This window comes from Pseudomonas sp. DF11 (genome assembly GCF_058148565.1).
On sequence record NZ_JBYVYN010000008.1, the window covers coordinates 61826 to 82761 of the forward strand.

A 20936-nucleotide genomic window follows, 5' to 3' on the forward strand; every position below is an offset into this window, starting at 1 on the left:
CTGTGGGAGCGAGCCTGCTCGCGATGAGGATCTGACATCCAACATCGATGTCGACTGAAAGTCCGCTATCGCGAGCAGGCTCGCTCCCACAGGGTTAGGGGGTGTGTCAGTTATCGCGAATGGAGAAACTGGCCATATGCTCCAACCCTTTGATCAACGCCGAGTGATCCCAGTTGCTGCCACCGATGGCTGCGCAGGTGCTGAACACTTGCTGGGCATTGGCGGTGTTGGGCAGGTTGATGTTCAGTTCCCTGGCGCCTTGCAGGGCCAGGTTCAGGTCCTTCTGGTGCAGGCTGATGCGGAAGCCCGGGTCGAAGGTGCCCTTGATCATGCGCTCGCCGTGCACTTCGAGGATCTTCGACGAAGCGAAACCGCCCATCAGCGCTTCACGGACCTTGGCCGGATCGGCGCCGTTTTTCGCGGCGAACAACAGGGCTTCGGCCACGGCCTGGATGTTCAGGGCGACGATGATCTGGTTCGCCACTTTGGCGGTCTGGCCGTCGCCATTGCCGCCCACCAGGGTGATGTTCTTGCCCATGGCCTGGAACAACGGCAATGCCCGCTCGAAGGCGGCGCTGTCGCCACCGACCATGATGCTCAGGGTCGCGGCCTTGGCGCCGACTTCACCGCCGGACACCGGGGCGTCGAGGTACTGGGCGCCTTTTTCATTGATCTTCGCCGCGAATGCCTTGGTGGCGGTGGGGGAGATCGAGCTCATGTCGATCACGATCTTGCCCGCGCCCACGCCAGCCGCCACGCCATCGGCGCGAAACAGCACGTCATCGACCTGCGGGGTGTCCGGAACCATGACGATGATGAACTCGGCTTCCTGGGCCACTTCCTTCGGGTTGGCCAACGCCACCGCGCCGCCGGCCAGCAGATCGGCCGGGGCCGCGTCATGGTGCTGGGACAGGAACAGGCTGTGCCCGGCCTTTTGCAGGTTCAGGGCCATGGGGTGGCCCATGATGCCGGTGCCGATGAATCCGATTTTAGCCATGGGAAAATCCTCTTGTTTTTGTATTGCTTCAAGCAAATGGGAGACAGTTTTTTGTGGGAGCGAGCCTGCTCGCGATGGCGGTTCTACATTCAACAAAGATGCTGGCTGGACTACCGCTATCGCGAGCAGGCTCGCTCCCACAAGGTTTTCAACCAGCCCAATCCCGCTTCGGTGCTGGTCAGCGGCTTGTATTCGCAGCCGACCCAGCCCTGGTAGCCGATGCGGTCCAGGTGTTCGAACAGGAAGCGATAGTTGATTTCGCCCGTGCCCGGCTCGTTGCGACCTGGGTTATCCGCCAGTTGCACGTGGTTGATCGCCGCGAGGTTGCTTTCCAGGGTACGGGCCAGGTCCCCCTCCATGATTTGCATGTGGTAGATGTCGTATTGCAGGAACAGGTTGGCGCTGCCCACTTGCTCGCGAATCGCCAGGGCCTGGACGGTGTTGTTCAGATAGAAGCCGGGAATGTCGCGAGTGTTGATGGCTTCCATGACCAGCTTGATGCCTTTGGCTTGGAGCTTCTCGGCGGCGTACTTCAAGTTGGCGACGAAGGTTTTCTCCACCAGGGTTTCAGAGCAGTTCTGCGGACGAATTCCTGACAGGCAGTTGACCTGGGTGTTGCCCAGCACCTGGGCGTAGGCAATCGCCAGGTCGACACCGGCGCGGAATTCCTCGACCCGGTCCGGCAGGCAGGCGATACCGCGCTCGCCCTTGGCCCAGTCGCCGGCCGGCAGGTTGAACAGCACTTGGGTCAGGCCATTGGCATCGAGCAAGGCCTTGAGTTCGGCGGAGCTGTAGTCGTAAGGGAACAGGTATTCGACACCCGTGAAACCGGCCTTGGCGGCGGCTTCGAAACGGGCGAGGAAATCCTGCTCGGTGAACAGCATGGACAGGTTGGCGGCGAAACGCGGCATGGTGATCTCCTGTAGATAGTTGGCAGGCCCCTGTGGGAGAGGGCTTGCTCGCGAAAACGGTGTGTCAGCCGGCATCTTTGTTGGATCTGAAGCCGTCTTCGCGAGCAAGCCCGCTCCCACATCGGGATGTCAGTCAAGTAGCGAAATGGCTGTCGGTGCATCGTTGCCCACCAGCGCCAAGTCTTCAAACTCGTTGACGGCGTTGATCTCGGTGCCCATGGAAATATTGGTGACCCGCTCCAGGATGATCTCGACGATCACCGGCACCTTGAATTCCTCGATCATCGCCTGGGCCTGGCGCAGGGCCGGTTGGATGCCGGACGGTTCGAACACCCGCAGCGCCTTGCACCCCAGGCCTTCGGCCACGGCAATGTGGTCCACGCCATAACCGTTGAGCTCCGGTGCGTTGAGGTTATCGAAGGACAGTTGCACACAGTAGTCCATGTCGAACCCGCGTTGGGCCTGGCGAATCAGCCCCAGGTAGGAGTTATTTACCACGACGTGGATGTAAGGCAGCTTGAACTGTGCTCCCACCGCCAGCTCTTCGATCATGAACTGGAAATCATAGTCACCCGACAGCGCCACGACCTTGCGACTGGGGTCGGCCTTGACCACCCCCAGCGCGGCCGGAATGGTCCAGCCCAACGGACCGGCCTGGCCGCAGTTGATCCAGTGTCGTGGTTTGTAGACATGGAGGAATTGCGCCCCGGCGATCTGCGACAGGCCGATGGTGCTGACGTAGCAGGTGTCCTTGCCGAATACCTGGTTCATTTCTTCGTACACACGCTGTGGCTTGACCGGCACGTTGTCGAAGTGGGTCTTGCGTTGCAGGCTGGCCTTGCGCTGCTGGCAGTCTTGCAACCAGGCGTTGCGGTTTTTCAGTTTGCCGGCGGCTTGCCACTCGCGGGCCACTTCGATGAACACCGTCAGGGCCGAGGCGGCGTCGGAAACGATGCCCAGGTCGGGCGTGAATACGCGGCCGATCTGGGTCGGCTCGATGTCCACGTGAATGAACGTGCGGCCTTCGGTATAGACGTCCACCGAACCGGTGTGACGGTTGGCCCAGCGGTTGCCGATGCCCAGCACCAGGTCCGACTTGAGCAAGGTCGCGTTGCCGTAGCGGTGGGAGGTTTGCAGGCCGACCATGCCGACCATCAGCGGGTGATCGTCGGGGATGATGCCCCAGCCCATCAAGGTAGGGATGACGGGGATGCCGGTCAGCTCGGCGAACTCCACCAGCAGCTCACTGGCATCGGCATTGATGATACCGCCGCCGGCCACCAGCAATGGCCGCTCAGCCTGATTGAGCATCGCCAGGGCTTTCTCGATCTGCACGCGGTTGGCCGCGGGTTTGGCCAGGGGCAGTGGTTGGTAGGCGTCGATGTCGAATTCGATCTCGGCCATTTGCACATCGAACGGCAGGTCGATCAGCACCGGGCCCGGCCGGCCGGAGCGCATTTCATAGAAGGCTTTCTGGAACGCGTACGGCACCTGGCCTGGCTCCAGCACGGTAGTTGCCCACTTGGTCACCGGTTTGACAATGCTGGTGATATCCACGGCCTGGAAGTCTTCCTTGTGCATACGGGCGCGGGGTGCTTGCCCGGTGATGCACAGGATCGGGATCGAATCGGCCGACGCGCTGTAGAGCCCGGTCACCATGTCGGTGCCGGCCGGCCCCGAGGTGCCGATACATACGCCGATGTTGCCAGCCTTGGTCCGGGTGTAACCCTCGGCCATGTGCGAGGCGCCTTCAACGTGGCGAGCGAGGACGTGATCGATGCCGCCCACCTTTTGCAAGGCTGAATACAGCGGGTTGATTGCAGCGCCCGGAATGCCGAAGGCAGTGTCCACGCCTTCACGGCGCATCACGAGGACGGCGGCTTCGATTGCTCTCATTTTGCTCATGGTTTTGTGCCTCTTACGTTTTGTAATTGTATACAAGTGGCTTTGCGCAGAGTGTATTCATGGCAAACGGCGCAGGTCAATTCATTTCATCAAGCGCTTGTTTCATTCGTCTGAACCTAGATTTTGCTGCGGTGTTTCATCGATTTCGGGGAATTGAGAAAATTATTGTATACAAAAAGATGTACAGTTGTGTTCTATTTGTTGTGTTCGGTTTTGCTGAAAGTGAAGCCCTAAAGGCTCTCCCATAACAAAAGAAGGACAGCACCCATGAGCGTTCTAACCTTGGAAATTGCCGTCAACCTGGCGGGGCAGGCCCTTGCCGCGGGTCGTGAAATCAGCGCCGCACCCTTGACCGTCGCGGTCCTGGACAGCGGCGGCCACCTGGTTGCCTTGCAACGCGAAGACGGCGCCAGCCTGCTGCGCCCACAAATAGCCATCGGCAAGGCCTGGGGCGCCATCGCCCTGGGCAAAGGCTCGCGCCTGCTCGCCCAGGACGCCCAGCAACGCCCGGCGTTCTTTGCGGCCTTGAATGGGTTGGGGCAGGGCAGCGTCGTACCGGCCCCGGGTGGGGTGTTGATCAGGGATCAGGATGGGAGGGTGCTGGGGGCGATTGGTGTCAGTGGGGATGTTTCGGATGTGGATGAGCAGGTGGCGGTCAGGGCCGTGGAGGCGGTGCAGTTGAGGGCGGATGTGGGGGTTACTGTTTGATTTGCGGTGGTTGATCGTTCGCTATCGCGAGCAGACACATCCAGCTAAAAAGTTTGCCTCCTATCCAGGCATTCACAGATCTAGCCTTCTTCATGAGTCAATCATTAAAGGGGCAAGGAATGCCTGGTTCACCTGCTTCACATAAACTGCGCCTCGGTCGCTACGCCGAATCCAGTCGGGTTTATTTACTGACCACCAACACATCTGGCCGCATGCCAGTTTTTAAGGACGTTATCCTGGGTAGATTGGTCGTTGAGCAATTTCGAAAAGCTCAGGAACAAGGCTGGGCCGACTCATTGGCCTGGGTGGTCATGCCTGATCATTTCCATTGGTTGATCGAATTGCGCAGGGGATCTTTGAGTGAGTTGATGCAAAGGACCAAATCATTGAGTACCAAAGCTGTAAATCTGCGCCTGGGTAATAAAGTCAGCCTTTGGCAGCAAGGATTTCATGACCGGGCCCTGCGGCGGGAGGACGAGTTGATAATAATGGCTCGCTATGTCGTCGCTAACCCATTGCGGGCTGGCCTGGTGAAGCGACTTGGCGATTATCCGCTGTGGGATGCCATTTGGCTTTGACATGAAACCGAGTTGCCTTCAATCGCGAGCAGGCTCGCTCCCACAAGGAATTCAGGTTGTTCGCAGGTTCTTTATTCACAGCAAAACCCTGTGGGAGCGAGCCTGCTCGCGATTGAAGGCAACTCGGTCCTGAGCCTAGCGATCCACCTCACACCCCTTCAACACCAACCGGATAATCGTCTGCGCCGCCGCTTCGTAATCCGCCTCATCGAGCTTGGCCTTGCCGGTCACGGCGCTGATCTGCCAGTCGAAATCGGCATAGGTCTGGGTGGCGGCCCAGATGCTGAACATCAGGTGGTTGGGGTCGATCGGGGCGATCTGGCCGCGGTCGATCCAGGTCTGGATGCAGTCGATGTTGTGCCGGGCCTGGGCGTTGAGTTGTTCCACCAGGTCGGGGCTCAGGTGCGGGGCGCCGTGCATGATTTCGCTGGCGAAGACTTTCGAGGCGAAGGGCAGGTCGCGGGAGATGCGGATCTTGGAGCGGATGTAATGGCTCAGCACTTCACCGGGCACGCCGTCGGCATTGAACGGTGTCGAAGCCTGGAGAATCGGCTCGATGATGCTTTCCAGGACCTCGCGGTAGAGGTTTTCCTTGGATTTGAAATAGTAGTAGACGTTGGGTTTGGGCAGGCCTGCCTTGGCCGCGATGTCGCTGGTCTTGGTCGCGGCGAAGCCCTTGTCGGCAAATTCTTCGCTGGCGGCACGCAGGATCAATTCTTTGTTGCGCTCGCGGATCGTGCTCATAAACCCAGGGGTTCCTTGCCTATTCTGGCGGTGGCGCATGGTAGCACCGGCCTCGCGCGGCGCTCAAGAATGCCCTATGGGGGCGCTGCTCGCGGTATGCTGCGCAGCATTATTGTTCAAGGAGCCCCTCCATGGCCGGAAGCAGTTTGCTGGTACTGATCGACGATATCGCCACCGTGCTCGACGACGTAGCGTTGATGACTAAGATGGCCGCCAAGAAAACCGCCGGGGTACTCGGCGATGACCTGGCGCTCAATGCCCAGCAAGTCTCTGGTGTGCGTGCCGAGCGGGAACTGCCGGTGGTGTGGGCGGTGGCCAAGGGATCGTTTATCAACAAGTTGATCCTGGTGCCGTCGGCGCTGGCGATCAGCGCCTTTGTCCCTTGGTTGGTGACGCCGTTGTTGATGGTAGGCGGTGCCTATCTGTGTTTCGAAGGCTTCGAAAAACTGGCCCACAAGTTCCTTCATAGCAAGGCCGAAGACCAGGCCGAACATGCGCAACTGGTCGAGGCGGTGGCGGATCCGGCGGTCGATCTGGTGGCTTTTGAAAAGGACAAGATCAAGGGCGCCGTACGCACCGACTTCATCCTGTCGGCGGAAATCATCGCCATCACCCTCGGCACCGTCGCCGATGCCGCGCTGACCCAGCAAGTCATCGTTTTGTCGGGCATTGCCATCGTCATGACCATTGGTGTCTATGGCCTGGTGGCCGGGATCGTCAAGCTCGATGACCTGGGGCTGTGGTTGACGCAGAAGCCAGGCCAGGCCGCCAAAAGCATCGGCGGCGCCATCCTGAGTGCAGCACCCTACATGATGAAAAGCCTGTCGGTGATCGGCACGGCGGCGATGTTCCTGGTGGGCGGTGGCATCCTGACCCATGGTGTGCCGGTGGTGCATCACTGGATCGAAGGCGTGACGGCCAGCGCCGGCGGTGCCGGGTTTATCGTGCCGATGTTGTTGAATGCGGTGGCGGGGATTGTCGCGGGGGCAGCCGTGTTGGTGGGTGTGCTGGCGGTGGGCAAAGTCTGGAAGGCGCTGAAAGGCTGAATCGGGAAATACATAACCATTGTGGGAGCGAGCCTGCTCGCGATGAGGGCCTGACAGTCAGCTTCATGTTGACTGACAGATCGCTATCGCGAGCAGGCTCGCTCCCACAGTGGGTTTTGGGGTAGCCAGAAGTTATTCGGCAATCTGCAGTTTGCGCGACTCGGTGTACACGTAGCGCACCTTTTCATACTCGAACGGCGAGTTCAGTTGCCCATAGCGGAAGCTGGTCTGGTAGCGCTTGTCCACGCCACGCAGGAGCAGGAGTTCCGGGTGGTTGGCGCTGACTTCGGAGACATTCAGGAAGTTGATCGCAGATTCAGCCGTATAGTCCACCAGCAGGCCCGAGGTGTCGCGCAGGTTCGAAGGGCCGAAGATCGGCAGCACGAAGTACGCGCCGCTGGGCACACCGTAGAAGCCCAGGGTCTGGCCGAAGTCTTCGCTCTGGCGCGGCAGGCCCATGGCGGTGGCCGGGTCCCACAGGCCGGCGATGCCGACGGTGGTGTTGAGCAACAGTCGCGCCGTGGTTTCCATCGAACGCTTGCCCTTGAATTGCAGCAGGCTGTTCATCAGGTTCGGCACGTCTCCCAGGTTATTGAAGAAGTTGCTCACCCCGGTGCGCACGAAGCTGGGCGTGACGTAGCGGTAGCCGTCGACCACGGGCAGGAACACCCACTGGTCGAAGCGGTAGTTGAAGTGATAGACCCGACGGTTCCAGGACTCCAGCGGGTCATAGACGTTCAGGGCGTTGAGCGTGGAGCGCTCGAACTCGCGTTGGTCCAGTCCCGGGTTGAACTTGAGCTTGGTCAACGGTTCCTTGAAACCGTCCGAATCCACCACCACAGGCGCATTGGCCTTGCTGTTGTCGGCATGGACCATGCCCGCACTCATTAACGCGGCGATAAGCAGCAGGTATTTAGCCACGGAAAAACTCCAGCATGGCGTCGCTGTTGACGCGGTAGTTAAGGTTGCCGCAGTGGCCGCCCAGTGGATAAACCGTCAGGCGATCGCCAAAGGTCTTGCGCAGGAAGCCCAGGTCGCCCGGGCCGAGAATGACGTCGTCGGCATTGTGCATGACGGAAATCTTCGGGCTGTCGTGCAGGTAATCCTTCAGCGCGTACAGGCTGACCTGGTCGACCAGTTGCAGCAGGCTGCCGCCGTCGGTGCGCGCGCGCCACATCGGGATGACCTGCTCGGTGAGGTAACAGTCGAAATCGCATTGCAGCGCACGCTTGAGGAACGGCGTCAGGCTGGTGCTTTCGGTAATCGGGAACTTGGGCGGGATGATCAGGCCGCGACGGTTGATCAGGTCCGAAGTGAACGCGATATCGGCCGCCGAGAAGCGGAACGAGGTGCCGATCAACATCGCCATCTGTTCGTTGCTCAGGTGCTGCTTGGACTGCTGGAAGTCATAGAGCAAGGCGTCGTTGAGGTCGATGTAGCCTTTTTGCTGGAAGTAGCGGGTCAGCTTGTTCAGCACCAGTTCATAGAAAGTGGTGGTGTTGTTGATGCCCTTGACCTCTGTCTGGACCAGTTTGTCCAGGTTGGTGATCGAGGTGTAGAGGTTCACTGGTGGGTTGAGCAACAGCACTTTCTTGAAATTGAAGCTGCGCCGGGTTTCGTCCAGGTGTGCGACGAAGGCCGCATCCAGGCCGCCGAGGCTGTAGCCGGTGAGGTAATACTCGGTCACGGGCAGCTTGGGGTTTTGCGCGCGCACGGCTTGCATCACCCGGTACATGTCTTCGGCGTCTTCCTTGGAAATGCCTGGCGTGGCGAAGCGCGAAGCGGCGCTCATGAAGTCGAAGCTGGTGGGCGATGACAACTGCACCACGTGGTAGCCGGCTTTGTAGTAGAGGCGCTTGAGGTATTCATTGATGCTACTGTCAAAGCGCGCACCGGTGCCGGCGATCAGGAAAATCAGCGGTGCGGGCTTGTCCTGGGTGGCCATGCGGTAGGTGAGGCTCTTCACCGGCCAGAAGTTGTCCGGCAGGATGAACTCGCGTTCCGGGCGTAAGGTCAGGCTGTGGTCGGCCTGGTTGATGTCTTCGATCAGCGGCAGCTCCGGACGCAGGTCCGGCGGCGTGGTGGCGATGGTCGCCTCGAACGGGTTGGTCAAGGGGTAGCCATAGCTGGCGGCGTCAATATCTGCCGCCAGCGCGGACGCACTCAGGATAAGGCCGCCGAGAAGGGCAGCGAAGCGCAAGGAACGGAGCATGACTGAATCCCTTAGAGGAAGGTGCCGAATGAGGTTCGCAGGCTATGACCACCGAAGCAGAGCCAAGTGCCATGACGGGCACAAAACAGGCGCGGACGGGGTGCGATAGTAGCGGGACGATACACGGTCGGGCGTGGTGGCGGCTAGTTATCTGGCGTTTGCCGGATTTGACCGCAAAGTCTTTCGTGCAGCGACGGTGGTGCAAATGCCTGGAACAAAGGGAGCTGGCGTTCTGATGTCGTTTCTCGTTGCTTCGACGTCGCAGGTAGAGCAGGTTCCGGATCGGCGCAGGTTGATGATCAACGAGTCAGTACTCCACTGGCGTTCGGGCCGGTTTGCAGGTGAGCGTGATGGGGGCGCTGAGCACCATAACAATACGTTGACGTCGCTCGGCATCCGCCGGGCGCAGCACTTTCGGGGAAGTAACGATGAAGATGCGACGACTCTTGGGCGCAGGTGCCGCACTGGTACTGGCGATCAGCTCCACCCTGGCCAGCGCCGAAACCAAAACCCTGAGCATCGGTTACGTTGACGGCTGGTCCGACAGCGTCGCGACCACCCACGTGGCCGCCGAAGTGATCAAGCAGAAACTTGGTTATGACGTGAAGCTGCAAGCGGTCGCGACCGGGATCATGTGGCAAGGCGTGGCCACCGGCAAGCTCGACGCAATGCTCTCGGCCTGGCTGCCGGTGACTCACGGCGACTATTGGGCCAAGAACAAAGACAACGTGGTCGATTACGGTCCCAACTTCAAGGACGCGAAAATCGGCCTGATCGTGCCGGAATACGTCAAGGCCAAGTCGCTCGAGGATCTCAAGACCGACGACTCCTTCAAGAAGCGCATCGTCGGCATCGACGCCGGTTCAGGCGTGATGCTCAAGACCGAACAGGCGATCAAGGATTACGACCTGACAGGTTATCAACTCAAGGCCAGTTCCGGCGCCGGCATGATCGCCGAGCTGACCCGTGCCGAGAAGAAAAACGAATCCATCGCCGTCACCGGTTGGGTGCCGCACTGGATGTTCGCCAAGTGGAAACTGCGCTTCCTGGAAGACCCGAAAGGCGTTTACGGCGCGGCTGAGACTGTAAACAGCATCGGCAGCAAGGAACTGGACACCAAGGCCCCGGAAGTGGCCGCGTTCCTGAAGAAATTCCAGTGGGCGTCGAAAGACGAGATCGGCGAAGTCATGCTGGCGATCCAGGAAGGCGCCAAGCCTGACGCCGCCGCCAAGGATTGGGTCGCCAAGCACCCGGATCGCGTGAAAGAGTGGACCGGCAAGTAATCGGCCTGGTTTAGCTGTTCGGAAAAACCGCATGACTTTGCGTCATGCGGTTTTTTTATGCCTGCAATTTTTCAGCTTGCGCAAACCCCTGTGGGAGCAGGCTTGCTCGCGAAAGCGGTGGGTCAGCCAGCAGCGGATTCACAGGCAGGTCGCATTCGCGAGCAAGCCCGCTCCCACAAGGGATTGCGAAAGTTTTGCGGGAAACTGGCGAATCCGTCATGTCGTTCTAATACTAAGGTCGTCTGGAACCTCGCCTTGAGCCGCATAGAGTAGAGTCGTTCCAATTAAATCTGTGCTGCGAGGATAAAAACAATGAACGACAGCATTTACCTCTCGATTCAAAACAGCCCGCGCTTCAAGGAGCTGGTGAGAAAAAGGGAAAAGTTCGCCTGGATTCTCTCGGCGATCATGCTTGGGCTGTATTCCGGCTTCATTCTTCTGATCGCCTACGGGCCACACATTCTCGGGGCCAAGATCACGCCTGAGTCCACCATTACCTGGGGCATTCCCATCGGTGTCGGCCTGATCGTCTCGGCCTTCATCCTGACCGGTATTTACGTGCGGCGCGCCAACGGCGAGTTCGACGACCTGAACAATGCGATTCTCAAGGAGGCTCAGCAATGATCCGGCGTCTACTGGCTCTATTGAGCATCGCAGCGTTCGCTCCGGGCGCCTGGGCGGCTGAAGCCCTGACCGGTGCCGTGCAGAAACAACCCCTCAACGTCGCGGCTATCCTGATGTTCGTGGCCTTCGTTGGCGCGACTTTATATATCACCTACTGGGCGTCCAAGAAAAACAACTCGGCGGCCGACTACTATGCAGCCGGCGGCAAGATCACCGGCTTCCAGAACGGCCTGGCAATCGCGGGCGACTACATGTCGGCGGCGTCCTTCCTGGGTATTTCCGCCTTGGTGTTTACCTCTGGCTACGATGGGCTGATCTACTCCATCGGCTTTTTGGTGGGCTGGCCGATCATTCTGTTCCTGATCGCCGAGCGCCTGCGTAACCTGGGCAAGTACACCTTTGCCGACGTGGCGTCCTATCGCCTGGGGCAAACCCAGATCCGCAGTCTGTCCGCCTGTGGCTCGCTGGTGGTGGTGGCGTTCTACCTGATCGCGCAAATGGTCGGTGCCGGCAAGCTGATCCAGCTGCTGTTCGGCCTGGACTACCACGTCGCGGTGATCCTGGTGGGTGTTCTGATGTGCCTTTACGTGCTGTTCGGCGGCATGCTGGCGACCACCTGGGTACAGATCATCAAGGCGGTGCTGTTGCTGTCGGGTGCTTCGTTCATGGCCTTGATGGTCATGAAGCACGTCAACTTCGACTTCAACATGCTGTTTGCCGAAGCGGTCAAGGTGCACCCTAAAGGCGAGGCGATCATGAGCCCTGGCGGTTTGGTGAAGGATCCGATCTCGGCCTTCTCCCTGGGCCTGGCACTGATGTTCGGTACCGCCGGCCTGCCACACATCCTGATGCGCTTCTTCACCGTGAGCGACGCCAAGGAAGCGCGCAAGAGCGTGCTGTATGCCACTGGTTTCATCGGCTACTTCTACATCCTGACCTTCATCATCGGTTTCGGCGCGATCCTGCTGGTCAGCACCAACCCGGCCTTCAAGGACGCGGCAGGTGCCTTGCTCGGTGGTAACAACATGGCGGCGGTGCACCTGGCCAACGCCGTGGGCGGCAGCATCTTCCTGGGCTTCATCTCGGCCGTAGCGTTCGCCACCATCCTGGCGGTGGTTGCAGGCCTGACCCTGGCCGGTGCCTCGGCGGTATCCCATGACCTGTATGCCAGCGTGATCAAGAAAGGCAAGGCCAACGAGAAGGAAGAGATTCGCGTGTCGAAAATCACCACCATCGCCCTGGCGGTGCTGGCGATCGGCCTGGGTATCCTGTTCGAGAAGCAGAACATCGCGTTCATGGTGGGCCTGGCGTTCTCCATCGCGGCGAGCTGCAACTTCCCGGTACTGCTGCTTTCGATGTACTGGAAGAAGCTGACCACCCGTGGCGCCATGGTTGGCGGCTGGCTGGGCCTGGTCAGTGCCGTGGGTCTGATGGTGCTTGGGCCGACCATCTGGGTGCAGATCATGGGTCACGAGAAGGCGATCTTCCCGTACGAATACCCTGCGCTGTTCTCCATGGCGATTGCCTTTGTCGGCATCTGGTTCTTCTCCATCACCGACAAGTCGGTTGAAGGCGAAAATGAGCGGGCGCTGTTCTTCCCGCAGTTCGTGCGTTCGCAGACTGGTCTGGGGGCGAGTGGGGCGGTTAACCATTGATGTAGTGGGAAGTGCTTGAAGAAATACCCCGGTCGAGAGGCTGGGGTATTTTTTTGTGTGCGATAACAGTGGTGTGAGTGATGACGCCATCGCGAGCAGGCTCGCTCCCACAAGGGGAGTGCATTCCAGTGTGGGAGCGAGCCTGCTCGCGATGCGCCGGGTCTGTCACAGCAGATTCTGGATCAGATAAGGAGGGCACAAACAAAACAGCCCCCGCTCTTATATAAGAAGCAGGGGCTGTTTTGGTGCAGCTTGGGACCTTATTGCAAGGCAGGTCTTACTTGCGGTCTTCCAGCTTGGTGATGTCACGCGACTCGTAGCCGGTGTACAGCTGGCGCGGACGGCCGATCTTGTACGGGCTGGAGAGCATTTCTTTCCAGTGGGAGATCCAGCCCACGGTCCGCGCCAGGGCGAAGATCACGGTGAACATGCTGGTTGGAATGCCGATCGCCTTGAGGATGATCCCCGAGTAGAAGTCGACGTTCGGGTACAGCGAGCGCTCGATGAAGTACGGGTCGGTCAGGGCGATCTCTTCCAGGCGCATGGCCAGTTCGAGTTGCGGATCGTTGGTGATCCCCAGTTCCTTGAGCACTTCGTCGCAGGTCTGCTTCATGACGGTGGCGCGCGGGTCGCGGTTCTTGTAGACCCGGTGACCGAAGCCCATCAGCTTGAACGGATCGTTCTTGTCCTTGGCCTTGGCGATGAACTTGTCGATGTTCGAGACATCGCCGATTTCATCGAGCATGGTCAGTACCGCTTCGTTGGCACCGCCGTGGGCAGGGCCCCAGAGTGCGGCGATACCGGCGGCGATACAGGCGAACGGGTTGGCACCCGAGGAACCGGCCAGGCGCACGGTGGAGGTGGAGGCGTTCTGCTCGTGGTCGGCATGGAGGATGAAGATCCGGTCCATGGCCTTGGCGAGCACCGGGCTGATCGGTTTGATCTCGCACGGGGTGTTGAACATCATATGCAGGAAGTTCTCTGCATAGTTCAGGTCGTTGCGTGGGTACATCATGGGCTGACCCATGGAGTACTTGTAGACCATGGCTGCCAGGGTTGGCATCTTCGCCACCAGGCGGATCGCGGAGATTTCGCGATGCTGGGGGTTATTGATGTCCAGGGAGTCGTGGTAGAAGGCTGAGAGGGCGCCGACAACGCCGCACATGACGGCCATCGGGTGGGCATCGCGACGGAAGCCGTTGAAGAAGGTCTTCAACTGCTCGTGAACCATGGTGTGGTTCTTCACGGTGCTGACGAACTGGGCCTTTTGCTCTGCGGTTGGCAGCTCGCCGTTGAGCAGCAGGTAACAGGTTTCCAGGTAGTCCGATTTTTCAGCCAGTTGCTCGATCGGGTAGCCGCGGTGCAGCAGGATGCCGTTGTCGCCGTCGATGTAGGTGATTTTCGACTCGCACGAGGCGGTCGACATGAAACCTGGGTCAAAGGTGAAACGGCCCGTGGCCGTCAGGCCCCGTACGTCGATTACATCGGGACCAACGGTGCCGGTTAAAATGGGCAGCTCGACGGGGGCTGCGCCCTCGATGATCAACTGCGCTTTTTTGTCAGCCATGTGGCCTCCTATTAATGCTTGAAATCATCAGACAGACCCCCCACGCAGGGCCCGCACCACTATAGTGAGATAAATCCGAATGTCAATTTGCCTAAAGTCTTGCTCCAGAAGGCTTTAACCGGACTTTTTCCGCGAAATTGCCTGCCGTTTACGCCTTTTGCCGCATATGTGCAATCCGCTATTAGGGGAAGGTGAACGCGTTGTCATTAGTAGCCTAACTGTCTATACTCGGCCACCGACCGCCAGGGGCTTTTGGGCCTGCTTTCTTGGGGGTCGTCACTCCCTGGGTGGTGAGTACCTGACCAGTGCGCGCCCCAACAACTTTGCCCTGATTGTTAGGGGCTCTTCAGTGTGAAAAAAAAGCCGTGAAAAGCCAACGACCTGTAAACCTAGACCTAAGGACCATCAAACTCCCAGTCACTGCTTACACGTCCATTCTTCACCGTATTTCCGGTGTCATCCTCTTCGTCAGCCTGGCCATCATGCTTTATGCATTGGACAAGTCGCTCGATTCGGAAGAAGGCTTCGGTCAGGTGAAAGCGTGTCTGACCAGTCCGCTAGCCAAGCTAGTGATTTGGGGCATCCTGTCCGCCTTGCTGTATCACTTGGTCGCCGGTGTGCGCCATTTGATCATGGACATGGGCATCGGTGAGACGCTGGAAGGCGGCAAGCTGGGCTCGAAAATCATTATCGCCGTGTCTGCGGTGCTGATCGTTCTGGCAGGAGTCTGGATATGGTAACCAACGTCACGAACCTTTCGCGTTCGGGCCTCTACGACTGGATGGCCCAGCGTGTGTCTGCGGTCGTTCTCGCGGCTTACTTCATTTTCCTGATCGGATATGTCGTGGCAAACCCTGGCCTGGGCTATGCCCAATGGCATGAACTGTTCGCAAACAACTGGATGCGTATCTTCAGTCTGCTGGCACTCGTCGCACTGGGCGCTCACGCCTGGGTCGGCATGTGGACCATCGCGACCGACTACCTGACGCAAATGGCGTTCGGCAAGTCGGCGACTGCCGTACGTTTCCTCTTCCAGGCGGTATGCGGCGTTGCGATGTTCGCTTACTTCGTCTGGGGTGTGCAGATTCTCTGGGGTATCTGATCCATGGCTAACATTCCAACGATTTCTTTCGACGCCATCATCATTGGTGGTGGCGGTGCCGGCATGCGCGCAGCGCTGCAACTGGCACAGGGCGGGCACAAGACTGCGGTGATCACCAAGGTTTTCCCGACCCGTTCGCACACTGTTTCCGCCCAGGGCGGCATCACCTGCGCCATCGCTTCGGCCGACCCGAACGATGACTGGCGCTGGCACATGTACGATACCGTCAAGGGTTCCGACTACATCGGTGACCAGGACGCTATCGAATACATGTGTCAGGAGGGCCCAGCCGCGGTGTTCGAGCTGGACCACATGGGCCTGCCGTTCTCGCGTACCGAAACCGGCCGCATCTACCAGCGTCCGTTCGGTGGCCAGTCCAAGGACTACGGCAAGGGCGGCCAGGCTGCGCGTACTTGCGCGGCATCCGACCGTACCGGTCACGCGCTGCTGCACACCCTTTATCAGGGCAACCTGAAAGCCGGTACCACGTTCCTGAACGAGTACTACGCCGTTGACCTGGTGAAAAACCAGGACGGCGCCTTCGTCGGCGTGATCGCGATCTGCATCGAAACCGGCGAAACCACCTACATCCGCGCCAAGGCCACCGTGCTGGCGACCGGCGGTGCTGGCCGTATCTACGCCTCCACCACCAACGCCCTGATCAACACCGGTGACGGTGTCGGCATGGCCCTGCGTGCTGGCGTGCCGGTACAAGACATCGAAATGTGGCAGTTCCACCCGACCGGCATCGCCGGCGCCGGTGTACTGGTGACCGAAGGTTGCCGTGGTGAAGGTGGTTACCTGATCAACAAGCACGGCGAGCGTTTCATGGAGCGTTATGCTCCGAACGCCAAGGACCTTGCCGGTCGTGACGTCGTGGCTCGTTCGATGGTTAAAGAGATCATCGCCGGCAACGGCTGTGGCCCGAACGGCGACCACGTGATGCTCAAGCTCGACCACCTGGGCGAGGAAGTGCTGCACAGCCGCCTGCCAGGCATCTGCGAGCTGTCCAAGACCTTCGCTCACGTCGACCCGGTCGTCGCGCCGGTTCCAGTGGTTCCAACCTGCCACTATATGATGGGCGGCGTTGCCACCAACATTCATGGCCAGGCAATCACCCAGAACGCCGAAGGCGTCGACGAAATCATCCCTGGCCTGTTCGCAGTGGGTGAAGTGGCGTGCGTATCGGTTCACGGTGCCAACCGCCTGGGCGGTAACTCGCTGCTCGACCTGGTGGTCTTCGGCCGCGCTGCCGGCCTGCACCTGGAGAAAGCGCTGTCCGACGGTATCGAGTACGACGATGCCACCGACGCCAACATCGAAGCGGCCCTGGCGCGCCTGTCCGCTCTGAACTCGCGTACCGAAGGCGAAGACGTGGCGACCCTGCGTCGCGAGCTGCAAAACTGCATGCAGAACTACTTCGGTGTATTCCGTACCGGCGAATACATGCAGAAGGGTATCGCCCAACTGGCGCAATTGCGTGAACGAATCGCCAACGTGAAGATCAACGATAAGTCGCAGGCGTTCAACACTGCCCGTATCGAAGCGCTGGAATTGCAGAACCTGCTGGAAGTGGCCGAAGCCACCGCCATCGCCGCAGAAGTACGTAAAGAGTCCCGTGGTGCTCACGCCCGCGAAGACTATGAAGACCGTGACGACGAAAACTGGCTGTGCCACACCTTGTACTTCCCGGGTGAAAAACGCGTCGCCAAGCGTGCCGTGAACTTCTCGCCGAAGACTGTTCCGACTTTCGAACCAAAAGTCCGGACTTATTAAGGGTGACCGCTATGTTGCAAGTCAGTGTTTATCGCTACAACCCTGATCAGGACGCTGCGCCGTTCATGCAGGATTTCCAGGTCGATACCGGTGGTAAGGACCTGATGGTGCTGGACGTGCTGGCCCTGATCAAAGAGCAGGACGAAGGTTTTTCCTATCGTCGCTCTTGCCGCGAGGGCGTTTGCGGCTCCGACGGCATGAACATCAACGGCAAGAACGGCCTGGCCTGCATCACGCCGCTGTCCGCCGTGGTCAAGGGCAACAAGCTGATCGTTCGTCCGCTGCCAGGTTTGCCGGTTATCCGTGACCTGGTCGTGGATATGAGCATCTTCTACAAGCAATACGAGAAGGTGAAGCCATACCTGCAGAACGACACGCCGGCTCCGGCCATCGAGCGTCTGCAGTCTCCGGAAGAGCGTGAGAAGCTCGACGGTCTGTACGAGTGCATCCTGTGCGCCTGTTGCTCGACCTCGTGCCCATCCTTCTGGTGGAACCCGGACAAGTTCCTGGGCCCGGCCGCCCTGCTGCAAGCGTACCGCTTCCTGGCAGACAGCCGTGACACCAAGACGTCCGAGCGTCTGGCTGCACTGGATGACCCGTTCAGCGTATTCCGCTGCCGCGGGATCATGAACTGCGTCAACGTCTGCCCGAAAGGCCTGAACCCGACTAAGGCCATCGGTCACGTACGTAACATGTTGCTGCAAAGCGGCGTGTGATTCAGCTGCTGTACCCGTAGAACCGCTGTACCCGTAAAGGCCTGGGCGTGGGCTTCAACCCGCGTCTTGGCTATAACCAGAACAGCCGCTCACAAAGCGGCGGTTCTTATTTTGAAGAAATGAGACAAGCAGGGGCATCCGGGCTGGTACCCGGACTATCAGCGTGATCCTAAGTGGCTTGTTTTAGTCGCTGCACTCGGACTTCTGCAAGTTTGCTCGGTGTTTTCGCCGGTGGTGTTCCCCTAATCGAGGGTGACCAAGCATGCAAGAAAGCGTGATGCAGCGCATGTGGAACAGTGCCCACCTCTCCGGTGGTAACGCTGCCTATGTGGAAGAGCTCTACGAGCTCTACCTGCACGACCCTAACGCTGTGCCAGAAGAATGGCGCACCTACTTTCAGAAGTTGCCGGCTGACGGTAACTCTGCCACTGATGTTTCGCACTCGACGATTCGCGATCATTTCGTGTTGCTGGCAAAGAACCAGCGCCGCGCTCAACCGGTGTCTGCCGGCAGCGTGAGCTCCGAGCACGAGAAGAAGCAAGTTGAAGTACTGCGACTGATCCAGGCCTACCGGATGCGAGGCCACCAGGCAGCCCAGCTCGACCCGCTGGGGCTGTGGCAGCGTCCTGCACCTGCAGACCTGTCGATCACTCATTACGGCTTGACCAATGCCGATCTCGATACGACCTTCCGTGCCGGCGACCTGTTCATCGGCAAAGAGGAAGCGAGCCTACGCGAAATTCACGAAGCGTTGCAGCAGACATATTGCCGCACCATCGGCGCTGAGTTCACGCACATCACCGATTCCGAGCAGCGCCAGTGGTTCCAGCAGCGTCTGGAAAGCGTTCGTGGCCGTCCGACGTACTCCGCCGAGATCAAGAGCCACTTGCTCGAGCGCGTCACTGCCGGTGAAGGCCTGGAGAAATACCTGGGTACCAAATACCCGGGCACCAAGCGTTTCGGCCTGGAAGGCGGCGAAAGCCTGATTCCGATGCTCGACGAGCTGATCCAGCGTTCCGGTTCCTACGGCACCAAGGAAGTCGTCATCGGCATGGCCCACCGTGGCCGTCTGAACGTGCTGGTCAACACCTTCGGCAAGAACCCGCGCGAGCTGTTCGACGAGTTCGAAGGCAAGAAGAAGGTCGAGCTGGGTTCCGGTGACGTCAAGTACCACCAGGGCTTCTCGTCCAACGTGATGACCACCGGCGGTGAAGTCCACCTGGCCATGGCGTTCAACCCGTCCCACCTGGAAATCGTTTCCCCGGTGGTCGAGGGTTCGGTCCGTGCCCGTCAGGATCGTCGCAACGACCCGACCGGTGAAAAAGTCCTGCCGATTTCCATCCACGGTGACGCGGCATTCGCCGGTCAAGGCGTGGTCATGGAAACCTTCCAGATGTCGCAGACCCGCGGTTTCAAGACCGGCGGCACCGTGCACATCGTGATCAACAACCAGGTCGGTTTCACCATCAGCAACCCGCTGGACTCGCGTTCCACCGAGTACGCAACCGACGTCGCGAAAATGATCCAGGCGCCGATTCTCCATGTGAATGGCGATGACCCGGAAGCCGTGCTGTTCGTGACCCAGTTGGCCATCGACTACCGCATGCAGTACAAGCGCGACGTGGTGATCGACCTGGTCTGCTACCGTCGTCGCGGCCACAACGAGGCCGACGAACCAAGCGGCACCCAGCCGTTGATGTACCAGCAGATCGCCAAGCAGCGCACCACCCGTGAGCTGTATGCCGAGCGCCTGACCCAGAGTGGCGTGCTGGATGCGGCGCGCGTCCAGGAAAAAGTCGATGAATATCGCAATGCCCTGGATAACGGCCTGCACGTTGTAAAAAGCCTGGTCAAAGAGCCGAACAAAGAGCTGTTCGTGGACTGGCGTCCTTACCTGGGCCATGCCTGGACCGCGCGTCACGACACCCGTTTCGACCTCAAGACCCTGCAGGAACTGTCCGCCAAGCTGCTGGAAATCCCGGAAGGCTTCGTGGTTCAGCGCCAGGTCGCAAAAATCTACGAAGACCGGCAGAAGATGCAAGCCGGCGGCCTGCCGATCAACTGGGGTTACGCTGAAACCATGGCGTACGCGACCCTGGCGTTCGAAGGTCACCCGATTCGCATCACCGGCCAGGACGTAGGCCGCGGTACTTTCTCGCACCGCCACGCGGCGCTGCACAACCAGAAAGACGCCAGCACCTACATCCCGCTGCAACACCTGTACAAAGGCCAGCCACGTTTCGACCTGTACGACTCGCTGCTGTCCGAGGAAGCCGTCCTGGCGTTCGAATATGGCTACTCCACCACCGAGCCGAATGCGCTGGTGATCTGGGAAGCCCAGTTCGGCGACTTCGCCAACGGCGCCCAGGTGGTTGTCGACCAGTTCATCACCAGCGGCGAACACAAGTGGGGCCGTCTCTGCGGTCTGACCATGCTGTTGCCACACGGTTATGAAGGGCAGGGGCCGGAGCACTCTTCGGCACGTCTGGAGCGTTACCTGCAACTGTGCGCCGAGCACAACGTCCAGGTCTGCGTACCGACTACCCCGGCACAGATCTACCACCTGCTGCGTCGTCAGGTCATCCGTCCGCTGCGCAAACCGTTGATCGTGCTGACACCGAAGTCGCTGCTGCGTCACAAACTGGCGATCTCCACGCTCGAAGATCTGGCCGAAGGCTCCTTCCAGACCGTCATTTCGGAAATCGACACCCTGGACGCGGCGAAGGTGACTCGCCTGATCCTGTGCAGCGGCAAGGTCTACTACGACCTGCTGGAAAAACGTCGTGCCGAAGGCCGCGAAGACATCGCCATCGTGCGTATCGAGCAGCTTTACCCGTTCCCGGAAGAAGACCTGATGGAGGCCATCGCGCCCTACACCAACCTCACCCACGTGGTGTGGTGTCAGGAAGAACCGATGAACCAAGGCGCGTGGTACAGCAGCCAGCATCACCTGCGTCGCAGCATCGGCAACCATAACAAGGCCCTAGGTCTTGAATATGCCGGTCGTGATGCTTCCGCTGCACCTGCGTGTGGTTATGCGTCGATGCACGCCGAACAGCAGGAAAAACTGCTGCAAGATGCTTTCACTGTTTAACGCCTTCGCGCTGACTGA

Annotated in this window: 18 protein-coding genes; 11 read left to right on the forward strand and 7 right to left on the reverse strand. The window is 59.5% G+C overall.

Translation table 11 applies throughout. From position 1 onward, the window contains the following. Positions 1-106: 106 nt before the first annotated feature. From AC30D9_RS21975 to gcl, 3 genes are all read right to left on the reverse strand, one after another. Complete coding sequence (locus tag AC30D9_RS21975) at positions 107-997, reverse strand: 2-hydroxy-3-oxopropionate reductase (RefSeq protein WP_109754471.1); 891 nt, start codon at positions 995-997, stop codon at positions 107-109. Between the two features lie 116 nt (positions 998-1113). Beyond that, on the reverse strand, positions 1114-1908 hold the full coding sequence (hyi, locus tag AC30D9_RS21980) for a hydroxypyruvate isomerase (protein WP_134925332.1): 795 nt from the start codon (positions 1906-1908) through the stop codon (positions 1114-1116). Positions 1909-2037: 129 nt separating this feature from the next. Next, entirely contained in the window at positions 2038-3813 is a 1776-nt protein-coding gene (gene gcl / locus AC30D9_RS21985) for a glyoxylate carboligase (protein ID WP_490144836.1), read from the reverse strand. A gap of 267 nt (positions 3814-4080) precedes the next feature. On the opposite strand from gcl, the gene AC30D9_RS21990 reads away from it, so the two are divergent. Both AC30D9_RS21990 and AC30D9_RS21995 read left to right on the forward strand, forming a co-directional pair. Further along, positions 4081-4521 carry a GlcG/HbpS family heme-binding protein gene (locus AC30D9_RS21990; RefSeq protein ID WP_490144837.1) on the forward strand — a complete coding sequence of 147 codons (441 nt, stop codon included), beginning with the start codon at positions 4081-4083 and terminating at the stop codon, positions 4519-4521. Between the two features lie 119 nt (positions 4522-4640). After that, positions 4641-5099: an REP-associated tyrosine transposase gene (locus AC30D9_RS21995; RefSeq protein WP_307574236.1), complete on the forward strand. Its 459-nt coding sequence runs from the start codon at positions 4641-4643 to the stop codon at positions 5097-5099. 135 nt (positions 5100-5234) lie between these two features. Here AC30D9_RS21995 and AC30D9_RS22000 read toward each other — a convergent pair whose 3' ends face one another. Beyond that, positions 5235-5843, reverse strand: coding sequence for a TetR/AcrR family transcriptional regulator (locus AC30D9_RS22000; protein ID WP_046065644.1), 609 nt, complete (start codon positions 5841-5843; stop codon positions 5235-5237). Positions 5844-5974: 131 nt separating this feature from the next. On the opposite strand from AC30D9_RS22000, the gene AC30D9_RS22005 reads away from it, so the two are divergent. Then, entirely contained in the window at positions 5975-6889 is a 915-nt protein-coding gene (locus AC30D9_RS22005) for a DUF808 domain-containing protein (RefSeq protein WP_490144838.1), read from the forward strand. Positions 6890-7021: 132 nt separating this feature from the next. On the opposite strand, the gene AC30D9_RS22010 is transcribed toward AC30D9_RS22005, so the two are convergent. Together AC30D9_RS22010 and AC30D9_RS22015 are read right to left on the reverse strand one after the other, a co-directional pair. Beyond that, complete coding sequence (locus AC30D9_RS22010) at positions 7022-7810, reverse strand: MlaA family lipoprotein (protein WP_134925326.1); 789 nt, start codon at positions 7808-7810, stop codon at positions 7022-7024. Then, complete coding sequence (locus tag AC30D9_RS22015; RefSeq protein ID WP_134925325.1) at positions 7803-9101, reverse strand: alpha/beta fold hydrolase; 1299 nt, start codon at positions 9099-9101, stop codon at positions 7803-7805. The genes AC30D9_RS22010 and AC30D9_RS22015 overlap by 8 nt, the downstream gene beginning before the upstream one ends. A 428-nt stretch (positions 9102-9529) precedes the next feature. Here AC30D9_RS22015 and AC30D9_RS22020 point away from each other — a divergent pair, with 428 nt between their 5' ends. The 3 genes from AC30D9_RS22020 to AC30D9_RS22030 all read left to right on the forward strand — a co-directional run bounded on the left by AC30D9_RS22020 (position 9530) and on the right by AC30D9_RS22030 (position 12663). Further along, positions 9530-10384, forward strand: a complete 855-nt coding sequence (locus AC30D9_RS22020) for a glycine betaine ABC transporter substrate-binding protein (RefSeq protein ID WP_307574043.1) — start codon at positions 9530-9532, stop codon at positions 10382-10384. Between the two features lie 312 nt (positions 10385-10696). Further along, positions 10697-11008 (forward strand): DUF485 domain-containing protein, encoded by a 312-nt coding sequence (locus AC30D9_RS22025; RefSeq protein ID WP_060741155.1) that lies wholly within the window; start codon positions 10697-10699, stop codon positions 11006-11008. Beyond that, on the forward strand, positions 11005-12663 hold the full coding sequence (locus AC30D9_RS22030; RefSeq protein WP_134925323.1) for a cation acetate symporter: 1659 nt from the start codon (positions 11005-11007) through the stop codon (positions 12661-12663). Before AC30D9_RS22025 ends, AC30D9_RS22030 begins: the two co-directional genes overlap by 4 nt. A gap of 277 nt (positions 12664-12940) precedes the next feature. On the opposite strand, the gene gltA is transcribed toward AC30D9_RS22030, so the two are convergent. Further along, positions 12941-14230, reverse strand: coding sequence for a citrate synthase (gltA, locus tag AC30D9_RS22035; RefSeq protein WP_134925322.1), 1290 nt, complete (start codon positions 14228-14230; stop codon positions 12941-12943). A gap of 365 nt (positions 14231-14595) precedes the next feature. On the opposite strand from gltA, the gene sdhC reads away from it, so the two are divergent. The 5 genes from sdhC to AC30D9_RS22060 all read left to right on the forward strand — a co-directional run bounded on the left by sdhC (position 14596) and on the right by AC30D9_RS22060 (position 20918). Then, positions 14596-14970, forward strand: a complete 375-nt coding sequence (gene sdhC / locus AC30D9_RS22040; protein WP_003179220.1) for a succinate dehydrogenase, cytochrome b556 subunit — start codon at positions 14596-14598, stop codon at positions 14968-14970. Then, positions 14964-15332 (forward strand): succinate dehydrogenase, hydrophobic membrane anchor protein, encoded by a 369-nt coding sequence (gene sdhD, locus AC30D9_RS22045; RefSeq protein WP_003179222.1) that lies wholly within the window; start codon positions 14964-14966, stop codon positions 15330-15332. Before sdhC ends, sdhD begins: the two co-directional genes overlap by 7 nt. Positions 15333-15335: 3 nt before the next feature. Continuing rightward, positions 15336-17108 (forward strand): succinate dehydrogenase flavoprotein subunit, encoded by a 1773-nt coding sequence (gene sdhA, locus AC30D9_RS22050; RefSeq protein ID WP_134925321.1) that lies wholly within the window; start codon positions 15336-15338, stop codon positions 17106-17108. Between the two features lie 11 nt (positions 17109-17119). Then, entirely contained in the window at positions 17120-17824 is a 705-nt protein-coding gene (locus tag AC30D9_RS22055) for a succinate dehydrogenase iron-sulfur subunit (RefSeq protein ID WP_018610098.1), read from the forward strand. Between the two features lie 262 nt (positions 17825-18086). Continuing rightward, positions 18087-20918, forward strand: a complete 2832-nt coding sequence (locus AC30D9_RS22060) for a 2-oxoglutarate dehydrogenase E1 component (protein ID WP_134925320.1) — start codon at positions 18087-18089, stop codon at positions 20916-20918. Positions 20919-20936 lie beyond the last annotated feature (18 nt).